Consider the following 23,533-nt stretch of genomic DNA (forward strand, 5'->3'; position numbering starts at 1 on the left):
TTAAGCCCATAATGAGCGATATAATTTTTCTCAAAAAGTCTCTTTACAAACTGCTTATTTTATAAACAAACGTCACAACCACTTCTCCTCTATAAAGTAACTTATTCACTGTTATTGCCATCATTTCTCTTTAAAATCTAACATATTTGATCCATATCACTTTACTTTACAACAAGATATTATTTGACAACTCATACGCTATGTGAAGAATATACAAATAAGAACTAATTTCATTAGCATTAGGTAACTACCATCAAATAAGAGTCTTTAGCCATGTTTAAACGTTCATTACTTTCCATTACTGTTTCTTCACTCCTTATGTCTTCTTACGCATTTTCTCAAACACCGATTTGGGTGGAAGAAAACACGGAAAATGCCGAAGGTATTATCACTAATAATGCGCCAGAGAAACCTCCTGTCACCGTTAATCTTAGCAAAGTGATTGTGACTGGTGCCCTAAAAGAAGAGCTTGCGATCGCTGAAAGTGCCGCGAGTATTGCTCACTTTGGGGTAAAGGAAGTGGATCGTCTTAATGCAACCTCACTCTCTGAGCTCTTTGCTTATGAGCCTGGCGTGACTGTTGATGAGGGGATCTCAGGTGGTTTAAATGATATTCGTATTCGTGGAATGGGTAGCGATAGAGTATTGATCTCTATTGATGGAGCGCCCCTTCCTATGACTTATAGCTTTGGAAGCTATCTGGATACTAACCGCAATTACTTCGATCTTGATGCGATGAAAAGCGTTGATATCATTAAAGGCCCGATGTCTACCCTTTATGGTGGTAGCGCACTTGCGGGCGGGATCTTTATGCAAACTAAAGACCCATTAGATTTTATCAAAGCAGGCAAACAGATCGGGGGCGAAGCTAAAGTTGGCTATCGCTCAGCTTCTGATGAGCTTTTAATCTCCGGCACTGTTGCCGGCAAGTTCACAGATAAACTCTCCGCTTTTACTCGATTAACCTATCTTGCACCTCATGAAAGACGAAACCATGCAGGGAAAGCCTCATCTGAAAGCTTAATGGGCCCCGATAGAACCCATCCTGATGCCGCTGATGCTAAAAGCTACAACTCACTTTCAAAAATTGTATTTGAACCTAATGAAAATCATAGATTCAGCCTCTCTTATGAGTATTTTAAGGAGACCTTAAATGTCGACCCTTACTCAAAATTTGGCTTAGTGACCATGAATTCATTTAAGCAGCTCACGCTTCATACCAAAGATATCAATAAAAGAAGACAGCTTAATCTGCGCCATGATTTTGATCTCCCAACAATGCTCTTTGACCGAGGTTTTTGGCAAGTTTACTATCAAAAAAGTGAAGCTGAGCAGTGGAGCCATGAGGTTCGTGAATCTATCCCAAGACCTAATAGACCTGTTGTCGTCTCAGCGCGTGATCGTTACTCCTCATTTACCAATCGAAATGTCGGTCTAATGGCAGAGTTTACCAAAGGCTGGGAGCAAAATGCCGCGATGTATCACAACTTCACTTATGGTATTAACTATATTGACCGAAAAGTCTCCACCTTACGTGAAGGCGATACTATCAATTTAGCAAATGGTGTCTCTACAGAATCAGAAGCATTTCCTAACAAAGGTTTCCCTGATTCAAAAATCAAAGAGCTTGGACTCTTCTTACAAGATCGTGTGAGCTTCTTTGATGGCCAATTTGAAGCGATTGCTGGCATTCGTTACGATCAATACAAGCTTAATCCAACGCAAGGTAGTGTTTATGAAACGGCAAATCCTGGCGTTTTACCGCCTTCAAAAATGAATGAGCATCATTTTTCTAAACGCTTAGCACTTCTTTGGCATCCAACCGAAGAAAACACCTTCTTTATTAACTATTCAGAAGGCTTTAGAGCTCCCTCTTTTAGTGCCGTAAACGTTGGTTTTGGGAACCCTTTATATGGTTATATTAGCCGCTCAAATCCAAATCTTAAGCCAGAAAAAAGCCGCTCTTATGAAATTGGTTGGAACTATCTTGACGATCACCAATCATTTGCCGTTACCGGGTTTTATACCAACTATAAGAACTTCATCGAAGAGCTTAGCCCTGTTGGCACAGACCCACAAACAGGTTATATGCTCTATCAAGCGGTTAACTTAGGAAAAAGCCGTATTTATGGTTTAGAGATTAAAGCACAAAAGGATCTCTTTACCATACAAAATGGTAGCGGTGTGATCGGGTTAAATGCAAGCCTTGCATATGCTAAAGGTAAAGAGAAAGGCACGAATGATCCTATCAATAGCGTAGAGCCATTAACTGCCGTTGTCGGAATTGATTACACCTATTTAGATCAGCTTTATTTAAGCGCTCGAGTCAAAGGCGTTCAAGCGAAAAAAGAGAAAGATATCTCAGCAAACATGCTCAAAACAGGAACAACTGCAACAGGCGGCTATGCAACCGTTGACCTTATTGGGGAGTATAAGCCGGCTAAAGATATTACGCTTAATGGGGGACTCTATAATGTCTTTAATAAAAAATATCATAGCTGGGGACCCAACAGTTGGTACAACAATATGACTGGAATCTCTCAACAAGAGCGTGATCGAGCAACAAATCCTGGATTCAATGTCGCATTTTCTATCAAAATCGATCTTTAATCCATTGCTATCACCTTATTACCAAAAAGCGCCTAGTGAATCACTACGGCGCTTTCAGTACCCTATCAATTCCTACAACTTATATTGCTCATTGATCTCTAAGGAGTGACAGCATCATGTTATCAAAATATCTCCTTACGCCATTACTACTTTGTGGGGTAATGGCTCAAACTACCGTCTTTGCTGATCAGTCTATTTATCAAAAATCAGCATCAAAACCTGCCCCTCAAAGGCTCGTTTCAGCGTCTAACCCTTTAACGCAAATTGTCTCAGCATTAGGGCAAGATCAATTATTTGTAGGACTTGATAAAACAAGCCATACAAAACCAGAATACGATAAGATTCCAGATGTGGGTTATCGAATTCAGCTCTCTACGGAAGGGATTTTATCGCTAAAACCTGATCTTATTCTCTTAGCAGATGATTCTGGCCCTGAAGCAACGATTGAACAGCTTACAAATTCTAATGTGGAAATTATTCAATTTGAAGAGCTGAAAGATGCTGCCTCTATTTCAAAAGCGGTCAGTATCATTGCCGAGAAACTTCACCTCACAAAAGAGGGAGAAAAATTAAATACCCAAATTAGTGAAGAGGCAATAGCTCTCAAAGAGCTCAGTTATAGTAGACCTGCTCTTAAAGGATTTTTTGTCCTTCAAGGAGGAAATGGTCATGGTTCTCCACAAATTTCAGGAAGTGATACAACGGCAGCAAAGGTGTTAGAACTCTTAAATATTGAGAATCTTTTTGAAAAAGATTATGCCAATTACCGCGCGGTGACGATTGAAAATCAGATGCAAAAACGCCCTGAAATTGTGCTCCTTGGCAATACGGGGAAATTTAATCTAAAAGATGGCTCTTTAAAAGAAGAAGCTCTGCCTCCTTTTGCCTTAAGACCAGAAGGTTTAGAAGGCTGGCCAAAAGCGCTACAACCTAAATGTGTTTTTGATGTCAATATGAGTAACTATCTTGTATTTGGAATCCATATTTATGCAGATAACCTTAAGTTACAAGAAGCAATTAACCAATGCTTGGCGGAGCAATAATCATGGGAAGTCATTTTTTTGAACAGTACCAAAAACAGATTATTAGCTTTATGCTCGCAGGTCTTGGCATCATCTTTTTTGGCGCTATCTGGCAAGGTGCTATGGAGATTAATTGGGCCAATGTCTTTGATAAAGAGAGTATTGAACACTACATCGTTTGGCACGTGCGTTTACCTCGAATCTTAGCCGCGCTTCTAATTGGCGGGGGACTTGCCATTTCCGGCGCTGTGATGCAAGGGCTTTTCCGTAATCCGCTTGTGGAACCTGGCATTATTGGAGTTTCAGGTGGGGCTGCGCTTTTTGCAGCTGGAACAATCGTTTTAGGGCAACAGATTGCCCCTAAAGTATTTGCCCTTTTAGGGGATTATGCGCTACCTATTGCAGCTTGTTTAGGAGGCTGGTTAGTCACCTCTATTTTGTACCTTTTTTCCCGCAATAAAAAAGGGGTCAGCATTAGCTCAATGCTCTTAATCGGAATTGCCATTAATGCTTTTACCGGAGCTTTGATTGGGCTTTTAACCTTTATTGCTAGCGAAACAGAGCTTCGCTCTCTCACCTTTTGGTCAATGGGGAGCTTAAGTAGCTTTAACTATCAAAAAATTCTTATCCTCGCAGGCGCACAGCTCATCTTTGTTCCTCTACTTTGGAAAAAAGCAAAAGCAATGAATGCTATGCTGCTTGGCGAGCGAGAAGCTAAACATCTTGGGGTTCATGTTGAGCAATTAAAGAAAGCCCAAATCTGGGGCGTTGCCGTCATCACTGGAACAGCTGTTGCCTTTGCCGGGGCGATCGGTTTTATTGGGCTCTTAATTCCTCACTTAGTTCGCATGCTCTTTGGTGCGGATCATCGCTTTGTCTTACCACTTTCTTATCTTTTAGGTGGGATTTTACTCATCGTTTCCGATAGCTTTTCACGAACCATTGCCGCACCTAGCGAAGTTCCCATTGGAATTTTAACAGCCTTTTTAGGAGCACCTTTCTTAGGATACTTAGTCTACAAACAAGGAAGATCATAATGTTTCACGTGCAAAATCTCTCATTAACTATTCGCCAAAAAACGTTAATAGATATTGAAGAGCTCTCCCTTAAAAGTGGTGTTTTTACAGCTTTAATTGGTCCTAATGGCGCTGGGAAAACAACCTTTTTAAATCTTCTTGCAGGTGACTTAACGGCAACTAAAGGGGATATCTTGCTTGATGGCAAATTATTAAATGATTACACCATTGATGAACTTGCCATTAAACGCTCGGTATTACCTCAATCAGAACATATTCCCTTTGCAATTAAAACCCGTGCGATTTTACTGATGGGCGTTATGCCTTATAACATTGCCTTTAATCACCCTAAAGTACTTTTGCTTCTTGAAAAAATTAGTGAAACCTTAGAACTAGAAAACCTTCTAGATAGCGCCTATCAAACGCTATCAGGAGGAGAGCAGCATCGTGTACAAATTGGTAGAGTCCTAATGCAAGCGCTCTTCTCTAGAGAAGGAGAGCCTAATCTTCATGAGCGTATTATGCTCTTAGATGAGCCCTTTAATCATCTTGATCTCTATCATCAGCAGCAGCTACTAAGATATTTTAAATCCTTAACAAAAAAAGGGTTAACAATTATCTGCGTGATGCATGATATCAATCATGCACTACAAATCGCCGATGAGCTTGTTCTACTTAAAAATGGCACCCTCCAAGGCTGCCATACCCCTGATGAGCTTTGGAACTCCCAAAAGTTACACCAAGTATTTGAAGTGGATTTTATTACTCTTCAACATCCTCAGGATGCCACTTTTTCAACACTCGCTTTTCGAGTTTAACCACTTTCTACCAATGACAACTTTTACTTAAAAAAGTTGTCATGTAAATCACCAGACATTTAAGGAGATATCAGAGATGTCAGATATAACGACTAATAATAACCTCGTGCAAATCTATACTAAACAGCAAGCCGCAGATGATTCAAGAACGCATATTTTAAGTAATTTTAATGGCGTATTATCAACCGTTATGCGTGATACTTTAGATCTTGAAGGATACCCTTTTGGCTCTGTAGTACCTTTTTGCTTAAATCAAAATAATGAAATCGTTGTCTTAATCAGTGATCTTGCGCAGCATACTAAAAATATTAATGAAAACCCTAAGGTTTCATTAACGCTGCATAATATTGATCAAGATAATATCCAAAAAGGATGGCGTTTAACCATTGCCGGCAATGCAGAGCTTGCAAAAGAAGAAGATGTGCCCTTCTTAGCAGATCGCTACGAGCGCTACTTCCCTGAAAGTCGTGATTATCATGAAGTTCATGACTTTAACTTCTATATCATCAAACCCAAAAAAGGCCGTTATATTAATGGCTTTGGGGAGATTCATTGGGTTGATTTTGACAAAATCGTTCAACCATCCATTTTTGATGCCGAAACTGAAAACGATATGATGACTCATATGAATGAAGATCATATGGAAGCGTTGATTCTCTTCTTGCAAACACGCTTTAACGTTTCAAAACCAGATAAGGTGCGTATGACGCAAATTGACCAATATGGTTTTGCTATTGCGCACGATGAGAGAATCGAGCGTTTCACTTTTGAGCAAGAAGCGAAAAACCCAACAGATATTCGCGTATTTCTTGTAGATATGGTGAAAAAAGTACGCGCAGCTGCATAATTAACTTTCTTAATACATAAAAGCCAAGAATCTATGATTTCACAATCACTTCTTGGCTTTTTTATGGTCGATTCGGTTTAAGAAGCACTATTTTAGATCGTATTAAGGGTACAGAGTGTGTATCAAATTAGCTTGCACAATACCGGATAGAACCATTCTTGCACTTCTCATAACCAATGCGCCGGCAATCTGGTTCAGTAAATTTTTAAACCGAGGATACTATAATATTTAAAGCCCTTAAGATTCGTGATGATCTATAAATATTACATCAAATCCACGATCGTAATACCAACAATAATCGATATTAACCGTACCAAAGTACTTAATAATACCGTTATCTTCATATGCTTTATTACCAACTGCTAACGCCGGAACCACGGTTGCCGTTGGCAAAACACCAATTAAAAAGGCAGACTTTAATAAACTTAATTAAAGCCACAACAAGAGCCCAGTTCCCAAGATAATGGCACCTTGCACAAAGTTCTTCACAAAGACATTGAAGAGAATTTCACTAGTTATTTCAAAGTATTACCCAACAAAAAAGGATCTACTAAAGATCCTTTTGGTTTTTCAGCCTTTAATTACGGCTATCATCTCATAATATTCAATTGTTATAGAGTTTGTAGTGCATAGACTTCTTGGGATTTTAAGTTTTGTACACTCTCACTGATTGCTAGAGCGCCGGCAATCGTTGTATAAAGAGGAATACGAAGATTTACCGCAGTTCTTCGAATTGTGTGACTATCCTGAATACTTTGCACATCACTGTTTGTCGTATTTACGACAATCGCAATTTCTCCCGCTTTTATCGCATTGACAATATGATCCCCCCCTTCTAAGACTTTATTCACAACTTGAACAAAAAAGCCTTTCTCTTGAAGATATACCGCCGTTCCTTTCGTGGCACATAAGCCATAACCCTGTTCTAAGAAATTTTTAGCCACAAGATCTAAAGCATGCTTATCTGTATCTCGTACTGATAAGAAGACCTTCCCAACTTTAGCAATTCTCTCCCCTGCCCCTAGCTGCGCCTTTAAAAAAGCCTCTGGGAATGTTTTTCCAATCCCCATCACTTCTCCTGTTGAGCGCATTTCAGGTCCTAAGATCACATCAACGCCGGGAAATTTAATAAAAGGAAATACCGCTTCTTTCACATAATAGTGCATTGGAATTGTTTCTAAAGTAACGCCTTGCGCTTTTAATGAGATTCCAGCCATCGCTTTTGCCCCTATTTTCGCTAGCGGAATATTTGTCGCTTTACTGACAAAAGGAACGGTTCTTGAGGCCCGAGGATTCACCTCTAATACATAAATTTCATCATCTTGCACCGCAAACTGCACGTTCATTAAACCAATCACATTTAAGGCCTTTGCCATCGCTTTTGTCTGTAGCCGAATCTCCTCTTGAATCTCTTGAGAGAGTGAATATGCTGGCAATGAGCAACTTGAATCGCCAGAGTGAACGCCCGCTTGCTCGATATGTTGCATAATACCGCCGATTACTACTAATTCTCCATCAGAAACACAATCAACATCAACTTCAATGGCATGATCTAAAAAGTGATCAAGAAGAACAGGGCTCTCTTCAGAAACCTTGACAGCTTCTATCATATAAGTCTCAAGCTCTGCATCAGAATGCACAATCTGCATCGCCCTTCCGCCTAACACATAAGAAGGTCTCACAACTAAGGGATAACCAATCTCATTGGCTTTCACGAGCGCTTCTCCTTCATCATGCGCAATCCGATTAGGGGGCTGTTTTAAGCCTAAACGATGTAAAATCTGTTGGAATCTCTCCCGATCTTCTGCTGCATCAATACTATCTGCTGAAGTCCCAATAATATTGACTCCCGCTGTCGTTAAAGCGCTCGCCAGTTTCAACGGCTTTTGCCCACCATAATGGACTATCACGCCCATCGGCTTTTCGATACGAATGATTTCTAATACATTTTCCAAGGTTAAAGGCTCAAAATAGAGTCGATCTGAGGTATCAAAATCGGTGGAGACTGTTTCAGGATTACAGTTGACCATAATCGTTTCAAATCCCGCCTCACGAAGCGCTAATGATGCGTGCACGCAGCAGTAATCAAACTCAATCCCCTGCCCAATTCTATTTGGCCCACCGCCAAGAATCATCACCTTTTGCCTATCACTTGGGCGCGCTTCGCACTCCTCTTCATAAGTTGAATAGAGATAAGCAATATCTGTCTCAAATTCTCCAGCGCTACTATCTACTCGCTTATAAACAGGATGAAGATTGAGCGCTCCTCGTTTTTCTCGAACCGCTTTTTCACTCACCTTTAATAGATCAGCAATCCGAAAGTCTGTAAATCCTTTACGCTTTAATCGGCGTAATGTTGTGTAATCCATCAATTCCAAAGAGTTTGAAGACTGCTCAAGCAATGCTGTTAACGCCCGCTCTTCCTTAATTAAATCTTCTAACTGTGCTAAAAACCACGGATCAATTGCAGATATTTCATGGATTTCAGTAAGGCTCATTCCTAAACGAAACCCATCCGCCACATAAAGCAAACGATCAGGTCTTGGCGTTTTCATCTCGGCAACAATCTCTTCTCGATTACAGCTTTTGGGATTTAATCCTGATAATCCTGTCTCTAAACCAGATAATGCTTTTTGCAAAGATTCTTGGAAAGTTCTTCCCATTGCCATCACTTCCCCCACCGATTTCATCTGCGTTGTTAAACGATCATCGGCTAAAGGAAATTTCTCAAAAGCAAATCTGGGGACTTTTGTCACCACATAATCAATTGTTGGCTCAAAAGCTACGGGCGCTCTACCATTAGTGATATCGCTTTGTAACTCATCAAGCGTATAACCCACCGCAAGCTTTGCTGAGATCTTTGCAATCGGAAAGCCTGTTGCTTTAGAAGCTAAGGCGGAAGATCTTGAAACGCGAGGGTTCATCTCAATAATAATGAGCTCGCCATTAACAGGATTAACTGAGAACTGCACATTTGCACCACCTGAATTTACCCCAATCTCACGCAATACCGCTAAGCTTGCATCTCGCATAATCTGATATTCACGATTCGTTAACGTTTGTGCTGGCGCAACAGTAATAGAATCCCCCGTATGAACGCCCATGGGATCAAAGTTTTCAATGGAGCAAATAATCATCGCATTATCCTTTTGATCGCGAATGACCTCCATCTCATACTCTTTCCAACCTAAAACAGATTGCTCAACAAGCAGTTCATGAGTGGGCGAGGCATCAAATCCTCGCTCACAGATGGTTATAAACTCCTCAAAATCATAAGCAATTCCACCGCCCGATCCCCCCATCGTAAAAGAGGGGCGAATCAGGGTCGGAAAGCCAACTTTCTCCTGCGCTATAAGTGCATCCTTCATCGTATGAACCACATACGATTGTGGTGAATTGAGCCCAATTTTTAACATTGCTTCTTTAAAACGACCTCTATCTTCCGCCTTATCAATCGCATCTTCATTGGCGCCGATAAGCTCTACCCCATATTTTGTAAGCACTCCATTTCGGCTAAGATCTAGAGCGCAGTTAAGTGCTGTCTGCCCACCCATATTGGGTAAAATGGCATCAGGGCGCTCTTTTTCAATAATCTTCTCTACCGTTTGCCATAAGATTGGCTCAATATAAGTGGCATCTGCCATCTCAGGATCTGTCATAATCGTCGCTGGATTGGAGTTTACTAAGATGACGCGATACCCCTCTTCTCGTAGCGCTTTACACGCCTGAGCACCGGAATAATCGAATTCGCATGCCTGACCAATCACAATCGGGCCGGCACCAATAATTAAAATAGATTTGATATCTGTACGTTTTGGCATTTTTGGCTCCTGAAATTATTTAGTCCACATGGCATCAATGAGTTGATCGAATAAAAAAGCGGCATCCCCTTCAGGATATCCCTGAAAAGAGTAAACACACTGATTCGGTAATCGTATTCCTTGAACCGAATGATCAATCAATGAATGGTGCGTCACCAGCACCGTTTCAGGAAGGCTCTCTTCCAAAAGCACATAATGATGATTTTGAGAGGTCATCATCACTTTACCTGAAAAAATCTCTTGCACAGGATGGTTCACACTATGATGACCATGAGGCAATTTTGTAACCTTTCCGCCAAGCGCTATCCCTAACAGCTGATGCCCTAATCCCACCGCAAAAAGCGGAATTTCACTCTTAATTAAGGAGGCAATTTCTGTTATGACAGTTTGATAAGCAGAAGGGTCTCCTGAACCATTTGAGAGAAATAATCCACTGGGATGAAGCGCTAAAATTTCACTTGCCATTGTTGACCTAGGGACAACAGTAACGTGGCAACCACTCTCTGCAAAATGGCGTAAAATATCTTTAGTTACCCCAAAATCCATCACCACAACATGAAGCGGTTTTTCACTAATCCCCTGATGAAACCCACGCCCTAACTGCCACTTCCCCTCAGACCAATCATAGCCTTTATGATCAGAAGTAAGCGCGTCTACTTCTGATATCTGCCATGCTTGCGCCTTTGTTGTAGCAGCTGTAATATCAAGGTTTTCTCCAGTCACAATACAGCCAGCTTGTGACCCAAAGGTTCGTAGATGCCGCGTTAAGCGCCTTGTATCTATCCCCGCAATCGCTACAAGCCCATGCCTAATAAGATAGCTCTCCAGCTTTTCTTCGGATCTAAAATTACTCGTAAAAAGCGGTAAATCACGAATAATAAGCCCCGCAGCTTGCACGTGATCTGATCCTCGATCTTCTTGATTAATGCCCGTATTACCAATATGAGGGTAACTAAATGCGATCAGCTGATCTTTAGATGCCGGATCAGTTAATAGCTCTTGATAACCGATCATTGCCGTATTAAATACGACATTACCAACGGTTGATCCTTCTTTCCCAATCGAGATACCACTAAATGTTGTGCCATCTGCCAAAACTAAGGTTGCGGGGTTTGTCATCTTTGTTTTTTCCTTTATTATTCCATTTCATATTTTTTGGGCAAAAAAAAACACGGATCGCTCAAAAGTGAGCAATTACGTGCTTTGTGACATAGCTTCTGAATGCCATAGAAGCATTTCATCATAACGATTGAAGGCTACTTCTACAATATTTTTTTACTAAGATGACCTTTAAAAGAGAGACTTTAAGTGCCCTAGATATTTTGATATAGGTCAAAATATCTAGCCTTCCGAGCGGTTGGAAAAATCTTCAATTTTTTTAAATTATTTGGATTTCTCCCACAAATTTTTATAAAAACAGCGCTCGACAAAAGATGGATTTCACGAACTTTTGGGCGCTTATTGATATTTCCCTGCTTTATTTTTAGCCTTTAAAAAAGCCAATCAGAAAAAGAAGAAATAGCTATTAAAAATAGTATAAAAAATGGCACAAAAATAATTGCGCCATTTTTAAGAAGAAAAAGAAACGCCTTAGTCCTAAATAAACTCTAAGCCTAAAGTTTTTGCCGTACTTTCTCTTGTTGCACGGCACGCATCCGCATCGACTTTTAAATCAATGCCAAAGGTTGGAATCATCTCTTTTAATTTAGCTTCCCAACCATCACTAAGTTGCTCTTTAAAAGATTTTTGCAATACATTTAAGGCAATAAATGCCGCCGTTGAAGCACCGGGAGAAGCGCCTAACAGAACAACTAACGATTCATCACTGCTTGAAACGAGCTCTGTACCAAACTCTAAAATGCCCTCTTTCTCAGGCTTATCTGGTTTGATAATTTGCACTCGTTGCCCAGCTACAACTTCTCGCCAATTCTCTTTTAAGGCTTGAGGGTAAAAGGATTGAAGCGCCGCAAATTGATGGTGCGAAGTCTGTAATACTTGACCGATTAAATACTCCACAAGCCCCATATTATCCTTTGCCACATCGAGCATTGGTAAAATATTGCCAGGTTTTACGGATTTAAAGAGATCTGCATATGAGCCATGCTTTAAAAACTTCGTTGAAAAGCCGGCATAAGGGCCAAATAGTAATGATTTATTCCCCCCAATAATGCGAGTATCTAAATGGGGAACAGACATGGGCGGTGAGCCTTTTGCCGCTTTACTATAAACTTTTGCATGGTGCTGATCGACAATCGATGCTTCATCACTGCGTAGCCAAATTCCACTCACCGGAAAACCGCCGTAGCCTTTACCTTCCGGAATCCCTGATTTTTGCAACAACTCAATGGCTCTACCGCCGGCACCGACAAAGACAAACTTACTCGAAATAACCTTCGTCTCTTTTAATACCGTGTCTTTCACGGTCACAAGCCAGCGACCATTACTATCACGCGCAATATCTATGACTTCTTGCTGATAAGAGAGCGTGAAATTCTCACTCTCTTCTAAAGCGCCAATCAAGATTCGCGTTAATGCGCCATAATCCACATCAGCACCAGTAATCATACGCGTCATCGCAATAGGCTCATTAGGATCTCGCCCATCTGTAATTAGCGGCGTCCATTTAGCGATCTCCTCATGGCTTTCTGTATATTCCATTCCATGATAACAGTGGCTTGCACTCATCTTTTCAAAACGTTTTTTCAAAAATGCAACGCTATCTGCCCCCTGCACAAAGCTCATATGCGGACAACTATGGATAAAATCCTGTGGGTTTTGGATCTTCCCTTCTTTGACAAGATAGCTCCAAAATTGGCGAGAGATATCAAACTCTGTATTCACCTCAAGTGCCTCATGAATATCAATAGAGCCATCTTTTAGCTCTGGCGTATAGTTCATTTCGCAGTTTGCGGCATGTCCTGTTCCGGCATTATTCCAAGAATCAGAGCTCTCTAAACCACACTGATTTAAGCGCTCAAATATCTGTACCTTAAGCGTCGGATCTAACTCTTTTAAAAAGGAACCCAAAGTGGCGCTCATAATACCGGCGCCCACTAAGATAATATCGGTTTCACTACTTATCTGTTTTTTCATCTCACATCCTTATGAAGCTTATCGTAAATCATGCCAATTATTATTGATTATTTGTTAGAAATCGGCGGGTTGTTTACACTTCAGTGTTAAAATAATTTTCTAAAACTTCATAAGGCGTTAAACCATTAATACCCTTATGAGGTTTTACTGTGTTGTAATAGTTCAAAAATCGTTTTAGCTTCTTTTTCCGATCATCTGAACTGATAAACTCCTCCTGATTATGCCACATTTCCATGAGTGTTCGAATGACTCTTTCTGCTTTTCCATTCGTTTGAGGGCAAGCTGGCTTTGTAAACTTTTGATTAATCTTATGTGTTAGACACATTTCGACAAAGGCATGTTCTGATGTACCTTTATACTCACGACCATTATCCGAATAGGTGCATTCTACAGTATAGGGACACTGTTCTAACAGATCCCATCGAAGAAATTCAGCAGCACTAAACTGTGATTTATCAGGATAAATACCGGCATAAAGTTCTCTTGAAAAATCATCAATTCCTACAAATAAATACTCTCTAGTGCGATTTTTAAGATCTCCTTTTAAAAGAGGGAGCCGTTTAGTATCCACATGGACCATCTCGCCAGGATAGTTTTTGTTATAACGTTTAGCCCTCTTTTTAAGTTTCTCTTCAATAGATTTTTCAATCTTTGCAAGACGTTTAATGCCATACTTAATTGTTCTATAACGTTCATTTTTACTAGCTAATGGCACAAACAAGTTCAATCTACCTTGTTTTAGTACTTTATAGATCGTAGGTCTGCTTACCATAAAACGCTCAGCTAGATAGGTTACGGTAAATTTTTCTTGATGATGTAATCGCCAAATCTCTTCTCGATGAAACGGCGTTAATTTTGTTTTTCGATGGATATTCATAACAGTATTTTCTCCTAATACTGTAAACAACGCGATAAAATCCTACAGATTATTAGCTTTAAATGTTAAGTTCTTAGCATCATCATAATCTACATAAGCACGAATCCATGGGGCATCATCTAATAAACGCCACTTATGTCCTGTCCCACTATTATCTTGAGCGAGTAAAATATCCCCAGGTTTAATCACAAATTTCTCACCGGTAAATGTTTCAAACTCTAAAGTGCCGGAAAGCGTAATCACAAAGCGAGGGGTTGGATCTTGATGCCAATCAAATGATCCTCCTGAAGTTGTTTCGCGAAAATAGAGTTTATTCACTTCAATCGGCAAACCAATAAAATCTCCGCGCTCCCCCTCCTTCATTTCCAAAGTTCCTTCCTCAAAGAGAGAGTTTCCATCGCTTCCTGTCCACATTCTAATACATCTAATCATAATGCTCGCTCCTTATAAAATAATGATGATATGGTAAGTTTACTATTATCAATTTACAGGAAGTGATTCTAAAAAGATGCCATAATTTTTAAATGAGCTTCCACCCCGCATTATCTTTTTTAAATCATTAATTTATAAGCAAAATATCAATATAAATAAAAAAAGCTTAAGAAATATTCCTAAGCTTTTTGGCGGTAATAATGGTAACTGATTATCTCTTTAGATTAATCAACATTCTCATCATTATCTAAGTAACGTGCAAGCATTGTCATTTCATCCGCTTGTCCGATATCTGCCCATACAACATATGCAGATCCTTTCGCTGAATCGATCACTTCGCCTTTTTCAGTTTTCATCTCACCCATTACGATGTCACGGTTTCCGTGTTGATGAATCACTTCTAAACGATCGCCTGTTGAGAAACGGTTCTTCGCTTGAAGCTTAGAAAGACCAGTTTCTGCATCATATTCAAGCACTTCTGCCACATATTGCTGACGGGAATGAATCGAGTTACCGGTTAAGTAGTTTTGATAAGCATGCGGTGCATGACGTTGTAAGAAACCTTCGGTATAACCACGGTTTGCAAGCCCATCAAGCTTCCCATAAAGCTCAGGGTTAAATTCACGTCCTGCTAAAGCATCATCAATTGCTTGACGATAAAGCTGCGTTGTACGTGCCACATAATATGGTGATTTAGTGCGACCTTCAATTTTAAGAGAATCGACACCAATCTCGATCAAACGCTGAACGTGTTGAATGGCACGAAGATCTTTTGAGTTCATGATATAAGTTCCATGCTCATCTTCGCTAATTTCCATCCAGTCACCTTTACGCTGACCATTTTCTTGAATGAGATATGGCTTCATCGCTTCAGGATGTGGGGTATAAGCTTTCCCTGTTGAAAGGTCTGTATATGCCACTTCATTCATCGCATCTTGGATAAATGTCACAGGATTCACACCGATATTAGGATGCTGGCTCTCTTCACGGTAGATGCGCTGCATATCAGTCCCAACTGGTACTAACTCTCCTTCCGGCGTTTCTGTGCTATCTGTTAAACCATAGTTCCAGCGACAAGCATTAGTACAAGTTCCTTGGTTGGCATCACGGTGGTTAAAATAACCTGAAAGTAAGCAGCGACCAGAGTAAGCAATACAGAGTGCTCCATGAACAAATACTTCTAGTTCCATATCTGGGCATTCATTACGGATCTCTTCGATCTCATTGAGTGAAAGCTCACGAGAGAGAATCACGCGTGTTAACCCCTGCTTTTGCCAGAATTTAACGGTTGCACTATTGACCGCATTTGATTGCACTGAAAGATGGATATCTTGATCAGGGAAACGTTCACGCACCATCATGATTAAACCAGGATCTGACATGATTAATGCATCAGGCTTAAGCTCTAATACAGGCGACATATCATCAACGAATGTCTTGAGCTTCCCACCATGAGGCATAGTATTGACCGCAAGGAAAAATTGCTTGCCGTGTTCATGGGCATAATCAATCCCCATTTTAACGCGCTCGGTATTACGGAAATCATTGTTACGAACACGAAGGCTATAGCGAGGAAGACCGGCATAAACCGCATCTGCGCCATAAGCATACGCATATTGTAAATTCTTAAAAGTTCCTGCTGGTGCAAGAAGTTCGACTGATCTTTTTTTGGACATTTAAATAGTTCCTTTCAGGGGAAAGCGATCTACCGCATTTCAATTTAAAATAATATTCATATTTAGGGTTGCCAGAAAAACAAAAAACGTAGAACCAAGCTACGTTTATGGCAAATCTTTCGCAAAATTTTCTGGCTTTCTGCTCATTGAAAAATCACTCAGGTGAGCGATAAATTCAAGTCGTGCCGTATTTTACTATATTGAGGATTTTTTACTAGAAAATTTACGAGGAATATTTACCAGAAGAACCTTTAATAGTATTAGAACGCTAAATATGATTGCTAATACCCTCCCTCTTTATAAAAAAGCGTTATAAAAAGGATTTATAAAAGGCTTTTCCCACTATCAATACTAATAAGTAATATCTTTACTATCCCCTTAATTCAATTCTGCGATAATATTATTAATAGATATTATCGTGACAAGGAAGCCCTCATTTGAAATTCATCGAACAGCTTATTAAAAGTGATAAAACACCACTACACATTCTTCTACTTTCAGCAGTAATTGGCGCTCTTGCTGGATTAGTCGGGGTGCTTTTTCAGATGGGCGTTGCTTTTGTTTCCTCCTTTAGAGTCTCTAGCATCGAAGGTTTTTTCACAGAAAAATGGCAAATTGCCATTGCAATCTTCTTTGCTTCTGCTTTTTTAAGCATGTTTGCCTACTATATCGTGAAACGTTTTTCTCCAGAATCGGGGGGCTCCGGCATTCCTGAAATTGAAGGAGCGCTGGAAGATCTTCGTCCTGTTCGCTGGTGGCGAGTCATTCCTGTAAAGTTCTTTGGCGGGTTTGGCACTCTAGGATCTGGCATGGTATTAGGCCGAGAAGGACCCACGGTACAATTAGGGGCCAATATTGCCGAGATGTTTAGTGATCTCTTTCGCCTTAAAGATAAAGATAATCGCCACACCCTTTTAGCTTCTGGCGCTGCTGCTGGATTATCCGCCGCTTTTAATGCTCCTCTTGCCGGCATTATCTTTGTCATTGAAGAGATGAGAGCGGAATTTAAATATGGTTTGATCTCCTTTAAATCCGTGGTGATCGGCGCTGTGATGGCAACTATTGTTTATCGCCTGATCAATGGCAGTGCTTCCCTTTTAAATATTGGTATCTTTGAAGCAGCCCCCATTGCTTCACTGTGGCTTTTTATTATTTTGGGATTCATCATCGGAATTATTGGGCTTCTTTTTAATAAATCCCTCCTCTTTCTACAAGATCGATTTCAAGCTTTTTATAAAGGTAAAACATTAAGGTTTGTTCTCACAGGCGGGCTTATTGGCGGAAGCTGTGGTCTTATCGCTCTTTATCTGCCAAATACCGTTGGCGAAGGCTTTAATGTTATTCATAGTTGGAGCCACGGGACTTTTACCCTTAAGCTCCTCTTAATTCTATTTATCCTTCGCTTTTTTACCTCTATCGTGAGCTTTAGCTCTGGCGCGCCGGGCGGAATCTTCTCTCCACTTCTGGCATTAGGGACATTATCAGGAGCATTTTTTGGTGAATATGCAGCCGATCTATTTCCCAACTATGGCTTAGAAGCCGGCATTTTTGCCATCGCAGGAATGGGCGCCCTCTTTGCCGCAACAGTAAGAGCCCCCTTAACTGGGGCAATTTTAGTATTAGAGCTTACCGATAATTTTGTCTTAATTTTACCAATGCTGATCACTTGCCTAGGCGCAACCATTGTTGCACAACTCTTTGGCGGGCATCCGCTCTATACGGTTCTTTTAGAAAAAACGTTACTTAAAGCGCACAAGCCTTTAAATAACCCCTTAGATGATGATAAAACCACAATACCAAGCAAAGCACCTGAATAATCACTTATATTAACCCGTAACTTGATCCATCGCCTTCATCTAAAAGATACTTAATAAACCATTTGTATAAGTCGACTTGGTTTAAGAAAAACCTGTGATGTATAGTGATTTCCAAATAAAATCAGCGGTCAAAATTTATTAGTTAATCATCCTCCTAAAATAGGTTGATGAGCAGCTGGGTAGAATGCTTGCCTATTTTTTGAAATTACGTGCCAGCAGTTTTTAAGCCTTTTTCAGTTCGTATCGGAATTTAATACGTAATAGCTATCAATTGCGAGCAAGATAGTAAGACAGAATGCACGCACTCTCTTGCCGCACGATAGACCTTTTTAAACTGAAAGTACGATATTGTAGATTCGGTTTAAGAAACACTATTTTTAAAAAATTAAGGCTACGGATTATGTATCAAATTAGCTTGCACGCTGCCGGATAGAACTATTCCTGCGCTTCTCATAACCGATGCGCCGACAACCTGATTTAGTCACTTTTAAACCGGTTTCACTATAAAGTTAACTTTTACAAAGATTATGGATAAATGTAGAAGTCATCCCTTAAAATAAGCACAACAAAAAACCCTGCAATTTCTTGCAGGGTTATTGCCTATTGATTTGGTGGGTGCTGAGGGGATCGAACCCCCGACCCTCGCCTTGTAAGGGCGATGCTCTACCAACTGAGCTAAGCACCCAATAGAAGAGATATTCTATTCCACTGAATTAAGATTGTCAACAGGGTAAAAGCTGAAACTTTAACCACTATCACCAAATCTTTTTTGATTAAAAATGATAACGAGTTATCTTCCTTTAATCTCACTAAACCATCTCTAGTTTAGAAGTAAAAACCCTACAGCTCTGTAGGGTTTTAAAATTTGGTGGGTGCTGAGGGGATCGAACCCCCGACCCTCGCCTTGTAAGGGCGATGCTCTACCAGCTGAGCTAAGCACCCAATCGGAACGTCAATTTTGTTCCTTTTGGTGTCATTTAAGAAGAAGCTTTTAAAGCTTGCTCTCTCAAACAACGAAGACAAGTATACTTCATTTTTGAAATGAGTCAAAACTTTTTATGCGCAATTATTCAGCGTTACGGCGCTTTTTCACTTTATGCCTTATCATTGCGCACAAAATGGAGATAAGCCTTTGATAACTGTATTGATCTCATCACGCCTAACAGCTCTCATCATCAAAACAATATTAAAGGATAGTAAAGTCCGTTTAAAAGTCACTACATTAGATTGCTGGCTCATCGATTATGAGAAGTACAAGAGCTGCTCTGCCCGGCATGATGCAAATAGGCTTAATGCTCATGCTGCGCGGTTTTATAGTGAAATCGGTTTAAAAGTGACTGAATCAAATTGCAGGCGCATCGATTATGAGAAACACAAGAATAGTTCTATCCGGCAGCGTGCAAGCTAATTTGATACACACTTTGTGCTCTTAATACTTTTAAAATCGTATTCCTTAAGTTGAATCGACTATAAAAAGTAACCCCTTTAAAACAATGATTTTAAAGGGGCTATTAAAATTAGGCTACTTTACTAAATCGATTCTTTATAGGTACCATCAATGCATCGCTTTATCCGGCAATATAGCTATAGAGTGTTTGCACGCCCAAAACAGTCATCATTATTACTACAATCGCTCCAAACACAGTTTGCCAAATAGGATGCTTATAATCCCCCACAATATCCTTTCGATAAGCTGCAAAAAGAATGGGCCCTAATGTTAAAGGTAAAATAAGTCCATTGAGTGCTCCGACAAAGATCAGGATCTCTACAGGACGCCCGACACTGACAAACACAACGGTTGAGATGAAGATAAAAGCGATAATAAAACGATTTTGATGCTCTGCAACTTTTTTACTAAAAACTCTTAAAAAGGTTACAGAAGTATAAGCTGCGCCAATAACCGATGTAACTGCCGCGGCCCACATGATAATCCCAAAGAATAGATATCCTACTTTTCCAGCGGCATGTTCAAATACTGAAGCCACAGGATTTCCTGCCGCTAACTGATAGCCTTGCGAAATCACCCCCAGCACGGCTAAGAAAAGAATAATACGCATCACCGCCGTAACACCAATTCCTAAAAGAGAACCTGTTGATACTTCTTTTACCGCCTCTTTGCCATGAACGCCGGCATCTAGTAGACGATGGGCGCCGGCAAAAGTAATATACCCTCCAACAGTTCCACCCACTAATGTCACTGTTGCCAAAATTAGCGCTGATAATGGTGCATCAGGAACTACCGTGCGATAAGCCGCTTCCCCTACTGGAGGCGATGATTTAAAGACAATATAAAGCGTTAAAAACACCATTAATATACCGGCATATTGGATAAATTTATCCATAATGCGCCCAGCTTCCTTAAATAAGAAGATCCCGATAGCAATCGCGGCACTGATCATAGCCCCAACTTCTACAGATAATCCTGTAAAAACGTTCAGACCTAATCCTGCGCCCGCGACATTACCAATATTAAAGGCAAGTCCGCCCATCACAACTAAGATAGAGACCAGATAACCAAGCCCTGGAATCACCTTATTGGCAATATCTTGCCCACGCATATTAGGGGTTGTTGAACATTGACACATAACCTATTGTTTTTTGCTGAAAATATTCATTTTCATTAATTTTAAAAAATGACTCAAAAGTATTGGTTATTCAATATATTGCATCCCTTCAACTTTGAATGTTCAACAGACCCTAGAAACGGTAATAATGCGCCAGATATTCAGCTGCGCCCCTAGATCTAAAATGATCGATAGCATAATGACAAAAGCAAAACTTGCGCCAAGCTGTACGGTAAACGTGGTGGTTTGTGTTAAAAATCCGGGACCAATGGCCGATAACCCCATCAAAAAGACGGCGCCAACAATGGCACTGCGTCTTATCTTTTGATCTTCTTTCATCCTCTAATTCCTTTTTGTTATCACTTTATTAGTGACGCTTTATTATTTAAATATTTATTGAAGATAACTTCTTACAATGCCGATGAGAGCTCAATCCCACGCTGTAATAAGGTTTCACGAATCTCTTGAGCAAATTCAAGCGCTGTAATACCATCGCCATGAATACAAACGGTATCAGCCGCAAGCTTCACAGTTTTACCTGTTGTTGCCGTCACTGTTCCTTGCTCAATCATCTGCAAAACTTGCGCTATCGATTCTTTGGGATCTGTGATCAGCGCATCGGCTTCTCGTCTTGAAGTTAACGTGCCATCTTCTTGATATGTACGATCAGAGAAAACCTCATTCATCACCGGAATTTCTAACGCTACCCCAGCTTTAATCAATTCACTGCCCGATAGCCCATAAAGAATCGCTTCGCCTTTAGAGACATCAGCAACCGCATGGGCAATCGCTTGTGAGAGATTGGCATCGGTCGCTGCCATATTATAGAGCGCACCATGGGGCTTTACATGATGAAGCTTCCCCCCTAAAGCTTGTAAAAAACCTTGAAGCGCGCCTACTTGATAAACCACTAAACCATAGACTTCTCTTGGCGTCATCGCAATATTACGGCGCCCAAAGCCTTGCAGATCTAAAAAACCAGGATGCGCGCCAATGGCAATATTATTTTCTAACGCAAGCTCCACGGTTTTTAGCATCGTTTCAGGATCTCCTGCATGAAAACCACAAGCGATATTAGCAGACGTAATCAGTGGTAAGATCTTGGCATCATTTCCCATCTTCCACGGGCCAAAACTTTCTCCTAAGTCACAATTAAGGTCGATTTTTAATGCCTTATTACTTAAATTATTACTCATAATATACCTCTTGATCTCTTTGGGGCTGCGCTAAGATATACTCAACGCTCTCTAAATATTGCTGCTGTACTTCTAGCTTCTCTTTCGCTCTTAATTCATCTATAAGCTTAAACTGTACCTTTTTTCGTGCTGGTAAATAAGCCAGCTTCCAGAGTTCTGCTTGTGGAATCACGGCAATTCTAGGGTATCCCCCCGTACTTTGGCATTCAGCAGCTAGTACAAGAGGCTGCCCACTTGGGGGAACTTGTATCACTCCTTCAAATACGCCTTGCGATCGCATCTCTAAAGGCTTATCTCTCATTAAGCGATTGCCTTCTAGTCGAATACCCATACGATTACTATTACTACTAATCTCCCACTCTTCTTCAAAAAAACGCATCTGAGAAGCATCATCAAACTGGTCAAACTCGGGGCCCTTTAAGACAAAAATCGTACTACTAATATAGGTTCGACTAAAGGCTCTTACGCCCACCGCTTGGATAATCTTATGGGTTGGCTTTTTAATCGCTAAACGATCTCCCTTTTGTAAAAGGGAACCATCCCCTTTATGCCCCCCTAAACGGTTTTTAATATCCGTACTGTAAGAGTCCATCACTTTAAGCGTATCAAAGCCACCAGCAACAGCTAAGTAACTATACATTCCCGAGTTATAAGCTGGCTTTAATTCAACCGTTTGTCCCTTTTTAATAAAGGTCCGCCAGCCATGCCACCCTTGCCCGCGGCCATCAATAATGATGGTACAGTTAGAGCCTGTCACGGAAATCCAACAATCTTGATGGAACAAAAATTTCACCGGCGTCATCACACTAACCTCTAGCGCGGGGCTATTTCCAGGATTTCCCACTAAGCGATTAGCAAGATGTAGTGATACGCCATCAATCGCCCCCGACTTACCAACGCCCATATGTGCATAAGAGAGCCGACCATAATCTTGGATTGTCGTTAAAATCCCTGCATTAATAACTTCCATCATAAAAGCACATCCTTAGCCACAAAGCGAAGCTGATCACCCGGTAAAAAGAGCGAGGGAATTTCCCTATTCACATCAAAAAATGAAGTTTCGGTATTGCCGATAATTTGCCAGCCTCCAGGAGATTCTCCAGGATAAACACCTGTCTGAGAACCCCCTATCCCCACGCTACCCGCGGGAATTTTCAAACGGGGCGTAGCTCTACGATCTGTATGAATAGACGGATCTAGCCCGCCTAAATAGACAAATCCCGGCATAAATCCCACAAAGTAGACAGTATAAATGGGCGCAGTGTGCTTTTGTACAAGTGCCTTGGCGCTAATTCCATGAATTTTGGCAACTTCTAATAAATCTGGGCCCTTTTCGCCCCCATAAGTCACGGGAATCTCTACCAGCTTGCCTTTAAATTTCTCGGTAAGATCTAACTCATTGGCAGCTTTCCAAAATTTTTCAAGAACCTGTGAAACCTCCACACGACTGCCGGTGTAATAGGGATTTAAAAAGAGCGTTAAATTATTCATCCCCGGAACAATATCGATAATAAGGCCTTTTAAGGTATCACTACTTGCGATCTGTTCCCCAACCCACCATATTTTTTGCTGGTCAGCTAGGCTCACTTCACCACAAACAGATAAAGTAATCCCCCTATCACCCACAGAATAGATCTCTATGGACACGACTCCTCCTTCTTTTTAAGATTGTTATTGATGATCTTTACAGTGGCCTTAATCATTATTTTTTTGCCACTCCCCTCAACATACCCGATTCAAATCT

At 40.6% G+C, this 23,533-nt stretch carries 16 protein-coding genes, 2 tRNA genes and 2 pseudogenes; 6 read left to right on the forward strand and 14 right to left on the reverse strand.

Annotation, left to right across the window (positions count from 1 at the left end; genetic code table 11):
* Positions 1-273 precede the first annotated feature (273 nt).
* The 5 genes from MMG00_RS08880 to MMG00_RS08900 all read left to right on the forward strand — a co-directional run bounded on the left by MMG00_RS08880 (position 274) and on the right by MMG00_RS08900 (position 6,313).
* Positions 274-2,610 carry a TonB-dependent hemoglobin/transferrin/lactoferrin family receptor gene (locus MMG00_RS08880; RefSeq protein ID WP_242147500.1) on the forward strand — a complete coding sequence of 779 codons (2,337 nt, stop codon included), beginning with the start codon at positions 274-276 and terminating at the stop codon, positions 2,608-2,610.
* Positions 2,611-2,726: 116 nt separating this feature from the next.
* Positions 2,727-3,653 carry a heme/hemin ABC transporter substrate-binding protein gene (locus MMG00_RS08885; RefSeq protein ID WP_242147502.1) on the forward strand — a complete coding sequence of 309 codons (927 nt, stop codon included), beginning with the start codon at positions 2,727-2,729 and terminating at the stop codon, positions 3,651-3,653.
* 2 nt (positions 3,654-3,655) lie between these two features.
* Positions 3,656-4,669: a FecCD family ABC transporter permease gene (locus MMG00_RS08890; protein ID WP_242147504.1), complete on the forward strand. Its 1,014-nt coding sequence runs from the start codon at positions 3,656-3,658 to the stop codon at positions 4,667-4,669.
* The gene (locus tag MMG00_RS08895) at positions 4,669-5,466 is read left to right on the forward strand and encodes an ATP-binding cassette domain-containing protein (protein ID WP_242147506.1); all 798 of its coding nucleotides are present in this window, start codon (positions 4,669-4,671) and stop codon (positions 5,464-5,466) included. The genes MMG00_RS08890 and MMG00_RS08895 overlap by 1 nt, the downstream gene beginning before the upstream one ends.
* 76 nt (positions 5,467-5,542) lie before the next feature.
* Positions 5,543-6,313, forward strand: a complete 771-nt coding sequence (locus MMG00_RS08900) for a HugZ family pyridoxamine 5'-phosphate oxidase (RefSeq protein ID WP_242147509.1) — start codon at positions 5,543-5,545, stop codon at positions 6,311-6,313.
* Positions 6,314-6,576: 263 nt separating this feature from the next.
* Here the strand turns inward: MMG00_RS08900 and MMG00_RS14310 are convergent.
* The 7 genes and pseudogenes from MMG00_RS14310 to trhP form a co-directional block, all read right to left on the reverse strand.
* Positions 6,577-6,832: pseudogene (locus tag MMG00_RS14310) on the reverse strand (AEC family transporter); the annotation flags it as partial.
* A gap of 92 nt (positions 6,833-6,924) precedes the next feature.
* Positions 6,925-10,134 (reverse strand): carbamoyl-phosphate synthase large subunit, encoded by a 3,210-nt coding sequence (gene carB, locus MMG00_RS08910; RefSeq protein WP_242147513.1) that lies wholly within the window; start codon positions 10,132-10,134, stop codon positions 6,925-6,927.
* 15 nt (positions 10,135-10,149) lie between these two features.
* Positions 10,150-11,253, reverse strand: coding sequence for a glutamine-hydrolyzing carbamoyl-phosphate synthase small subunit (gene carA / locus MMG00_RS08915; protein ID WP_242147515.1), 1,104 nt, complete (start codon positions 11,251-11,253; stop codon positions 10,150-10,152).
* A gap of 477 nt (positions 11,254-11,730) precedes the next feature.
* On the reverse strand, positions 11,731-13,227 hold the full coding sequence (gene mqo, locus MMG00_RS08920) for a malate dehydrogenase (quinone) (protein WP_242147517.1): 1,497 nt from the start codon (positions 13,225-13,227) through the stop codon (positions 11,731-11,733).
* 73 nt (positions 13,228-13,300) lie between these two features.
* Positions 13,301-14,104 carry an integrase core domain-containing protein gene (locus tag MMG00_RS08925; RefSeq protein ID WP_242153261.1) on the reverse strand — a complete coding sequence of 268 codons (804 nt, stop codon included), beginning with the start codon at positions 14,102-14,104 and terminating at the stop codon, positions 13,301-13,303.
* Between the two features lie 42 nt (positions 14,105-14,146).
* Entirely contained in the window at positions 14,147-14,536 is a 390-nt protein-coding gene (locus MMG00_RS08930) for a cupin domain-containing protein (protein ID WP_242147519.1), read from the reverse strand.
* A 224-nt stretch (positions 14,537-14,760) separates the two neighbouring features.
* The gene (gene trhP / locus MMG00_RS08935; protein WP_242147520.1) at positions 14,761-16,212 is read right to left on the reverse strand and encodes a prephenate-dependent tRNA uridine(34) hydroxylase TrhP; all 1,452 of its coding nucleotides are present in this window, start codon (positions 16,210-16,212) and stop codon (positions 14,761-14,763) included.
* 437 nt (positions 16,213-16,649) lie between these two features.
* Between trhP and clcA the strand changes: the two genes are divergently transcribed.
* Complete coding sequence (clcA, locus tag MMG00_RS08940) at positions 16,650-18,029, forward strand: H(+)/Cl(-) exchange transporter ClcA (protein WP_242147523.1); 1,380 nt, start codon at positions 16,650-16,652, stop codon at positions 18,027-18,029.
* Between the two features lie 609 nt (positions 18,030-18,638).
* On the opposite strand, the gene MMG00_RS08945 is transcribed toward clcA, so the two are convergent.
* From MMG00_RS08945 to pxpB, 7 genes and pseudogenes are all read right to left on the reverse strand, one after another.
* Positions 18,639-18,714, reverse strand: a tRNA-Val gene (locus MMG00_RS08945).
* A 181-nt stretch (positions 18,715-18,895) separates the two neighbouring features.
* Positions 18,896-18,971 (reverse strand) — tRNA-Val (locus MMG00_RS08950).
* Between the two features lie 626 nt (positions 18,972-19,597).
* Positions 19,598-20,614, reverse strand: a complete 1,017-nt coding sequence (locus MMG00_RS08955; protein ID WP_242147525.1) for an NRAMP family divalent metal transporter — start codon at positions 20,612-20,614, stop codon at positions 19,598-19,600.
* A gap of 114 nt (positions 20,615-20,728) precedes the next feature.
* A pseudogene (locus MMG00_RS08960) lies at positions 20,729-20,932 on the reverse strand (hypothetical protein); the annotation flags it as partial.
* Positions 20,933-21,003: 71 nt separating this feature from the next.
* Positions 21,004-21,789: a LamB/YcsF family protein gene (locus tag MMG00_RS08965; RefSeq protein ID WP_242147527.1), complete on the reverse strand. Its 786-nt coding sequence runs from the start codon at positions 21,787-21,789 to the stop codon at positions 21,004-21,006.
* Positions 21,782-22,762, reverse strand: coding sequence for a 5-oxoprolinase subunit C family protein (locus MMG00_RS08970; RefSeq protein WP_242147529.1), 981 nt, complete (start codon positions 22,760-22,762; stop codon positions 21,782-21,784). Before MMG00_RS08970 ends, MMG00_RS08965 begins: the two co-directional genes overlap by 8 nt.
* A complete protein-coding gene (pxpB, locus tag MMG00_RS08975; RefSeq protein ID WP_242147532.1) occupies positions 22,759-23,436 on the reverse strand; it encodes a 5-oxoprolinase subunit PxpB in 678 nt (225 codons plus the stop codon). Before pxpB ends, MMG00_RS08970 begins: the two co-directional genes overlap by 4 nt.
* Positions 23,437-23,533: the final 97 nt, after the last annotated feature.

It is taken from the genome of Ignatzschineria rhizosphaerae, assembly GCF_022655595.1.
Lineage (GTDB): Bacteria > Pseudomonadota > Gammaproteobacteria > Cardiobacteriales > Wohlfahrtiimonadaceae > Ignatzschineria > Ignatzschineria rhizosphaerae.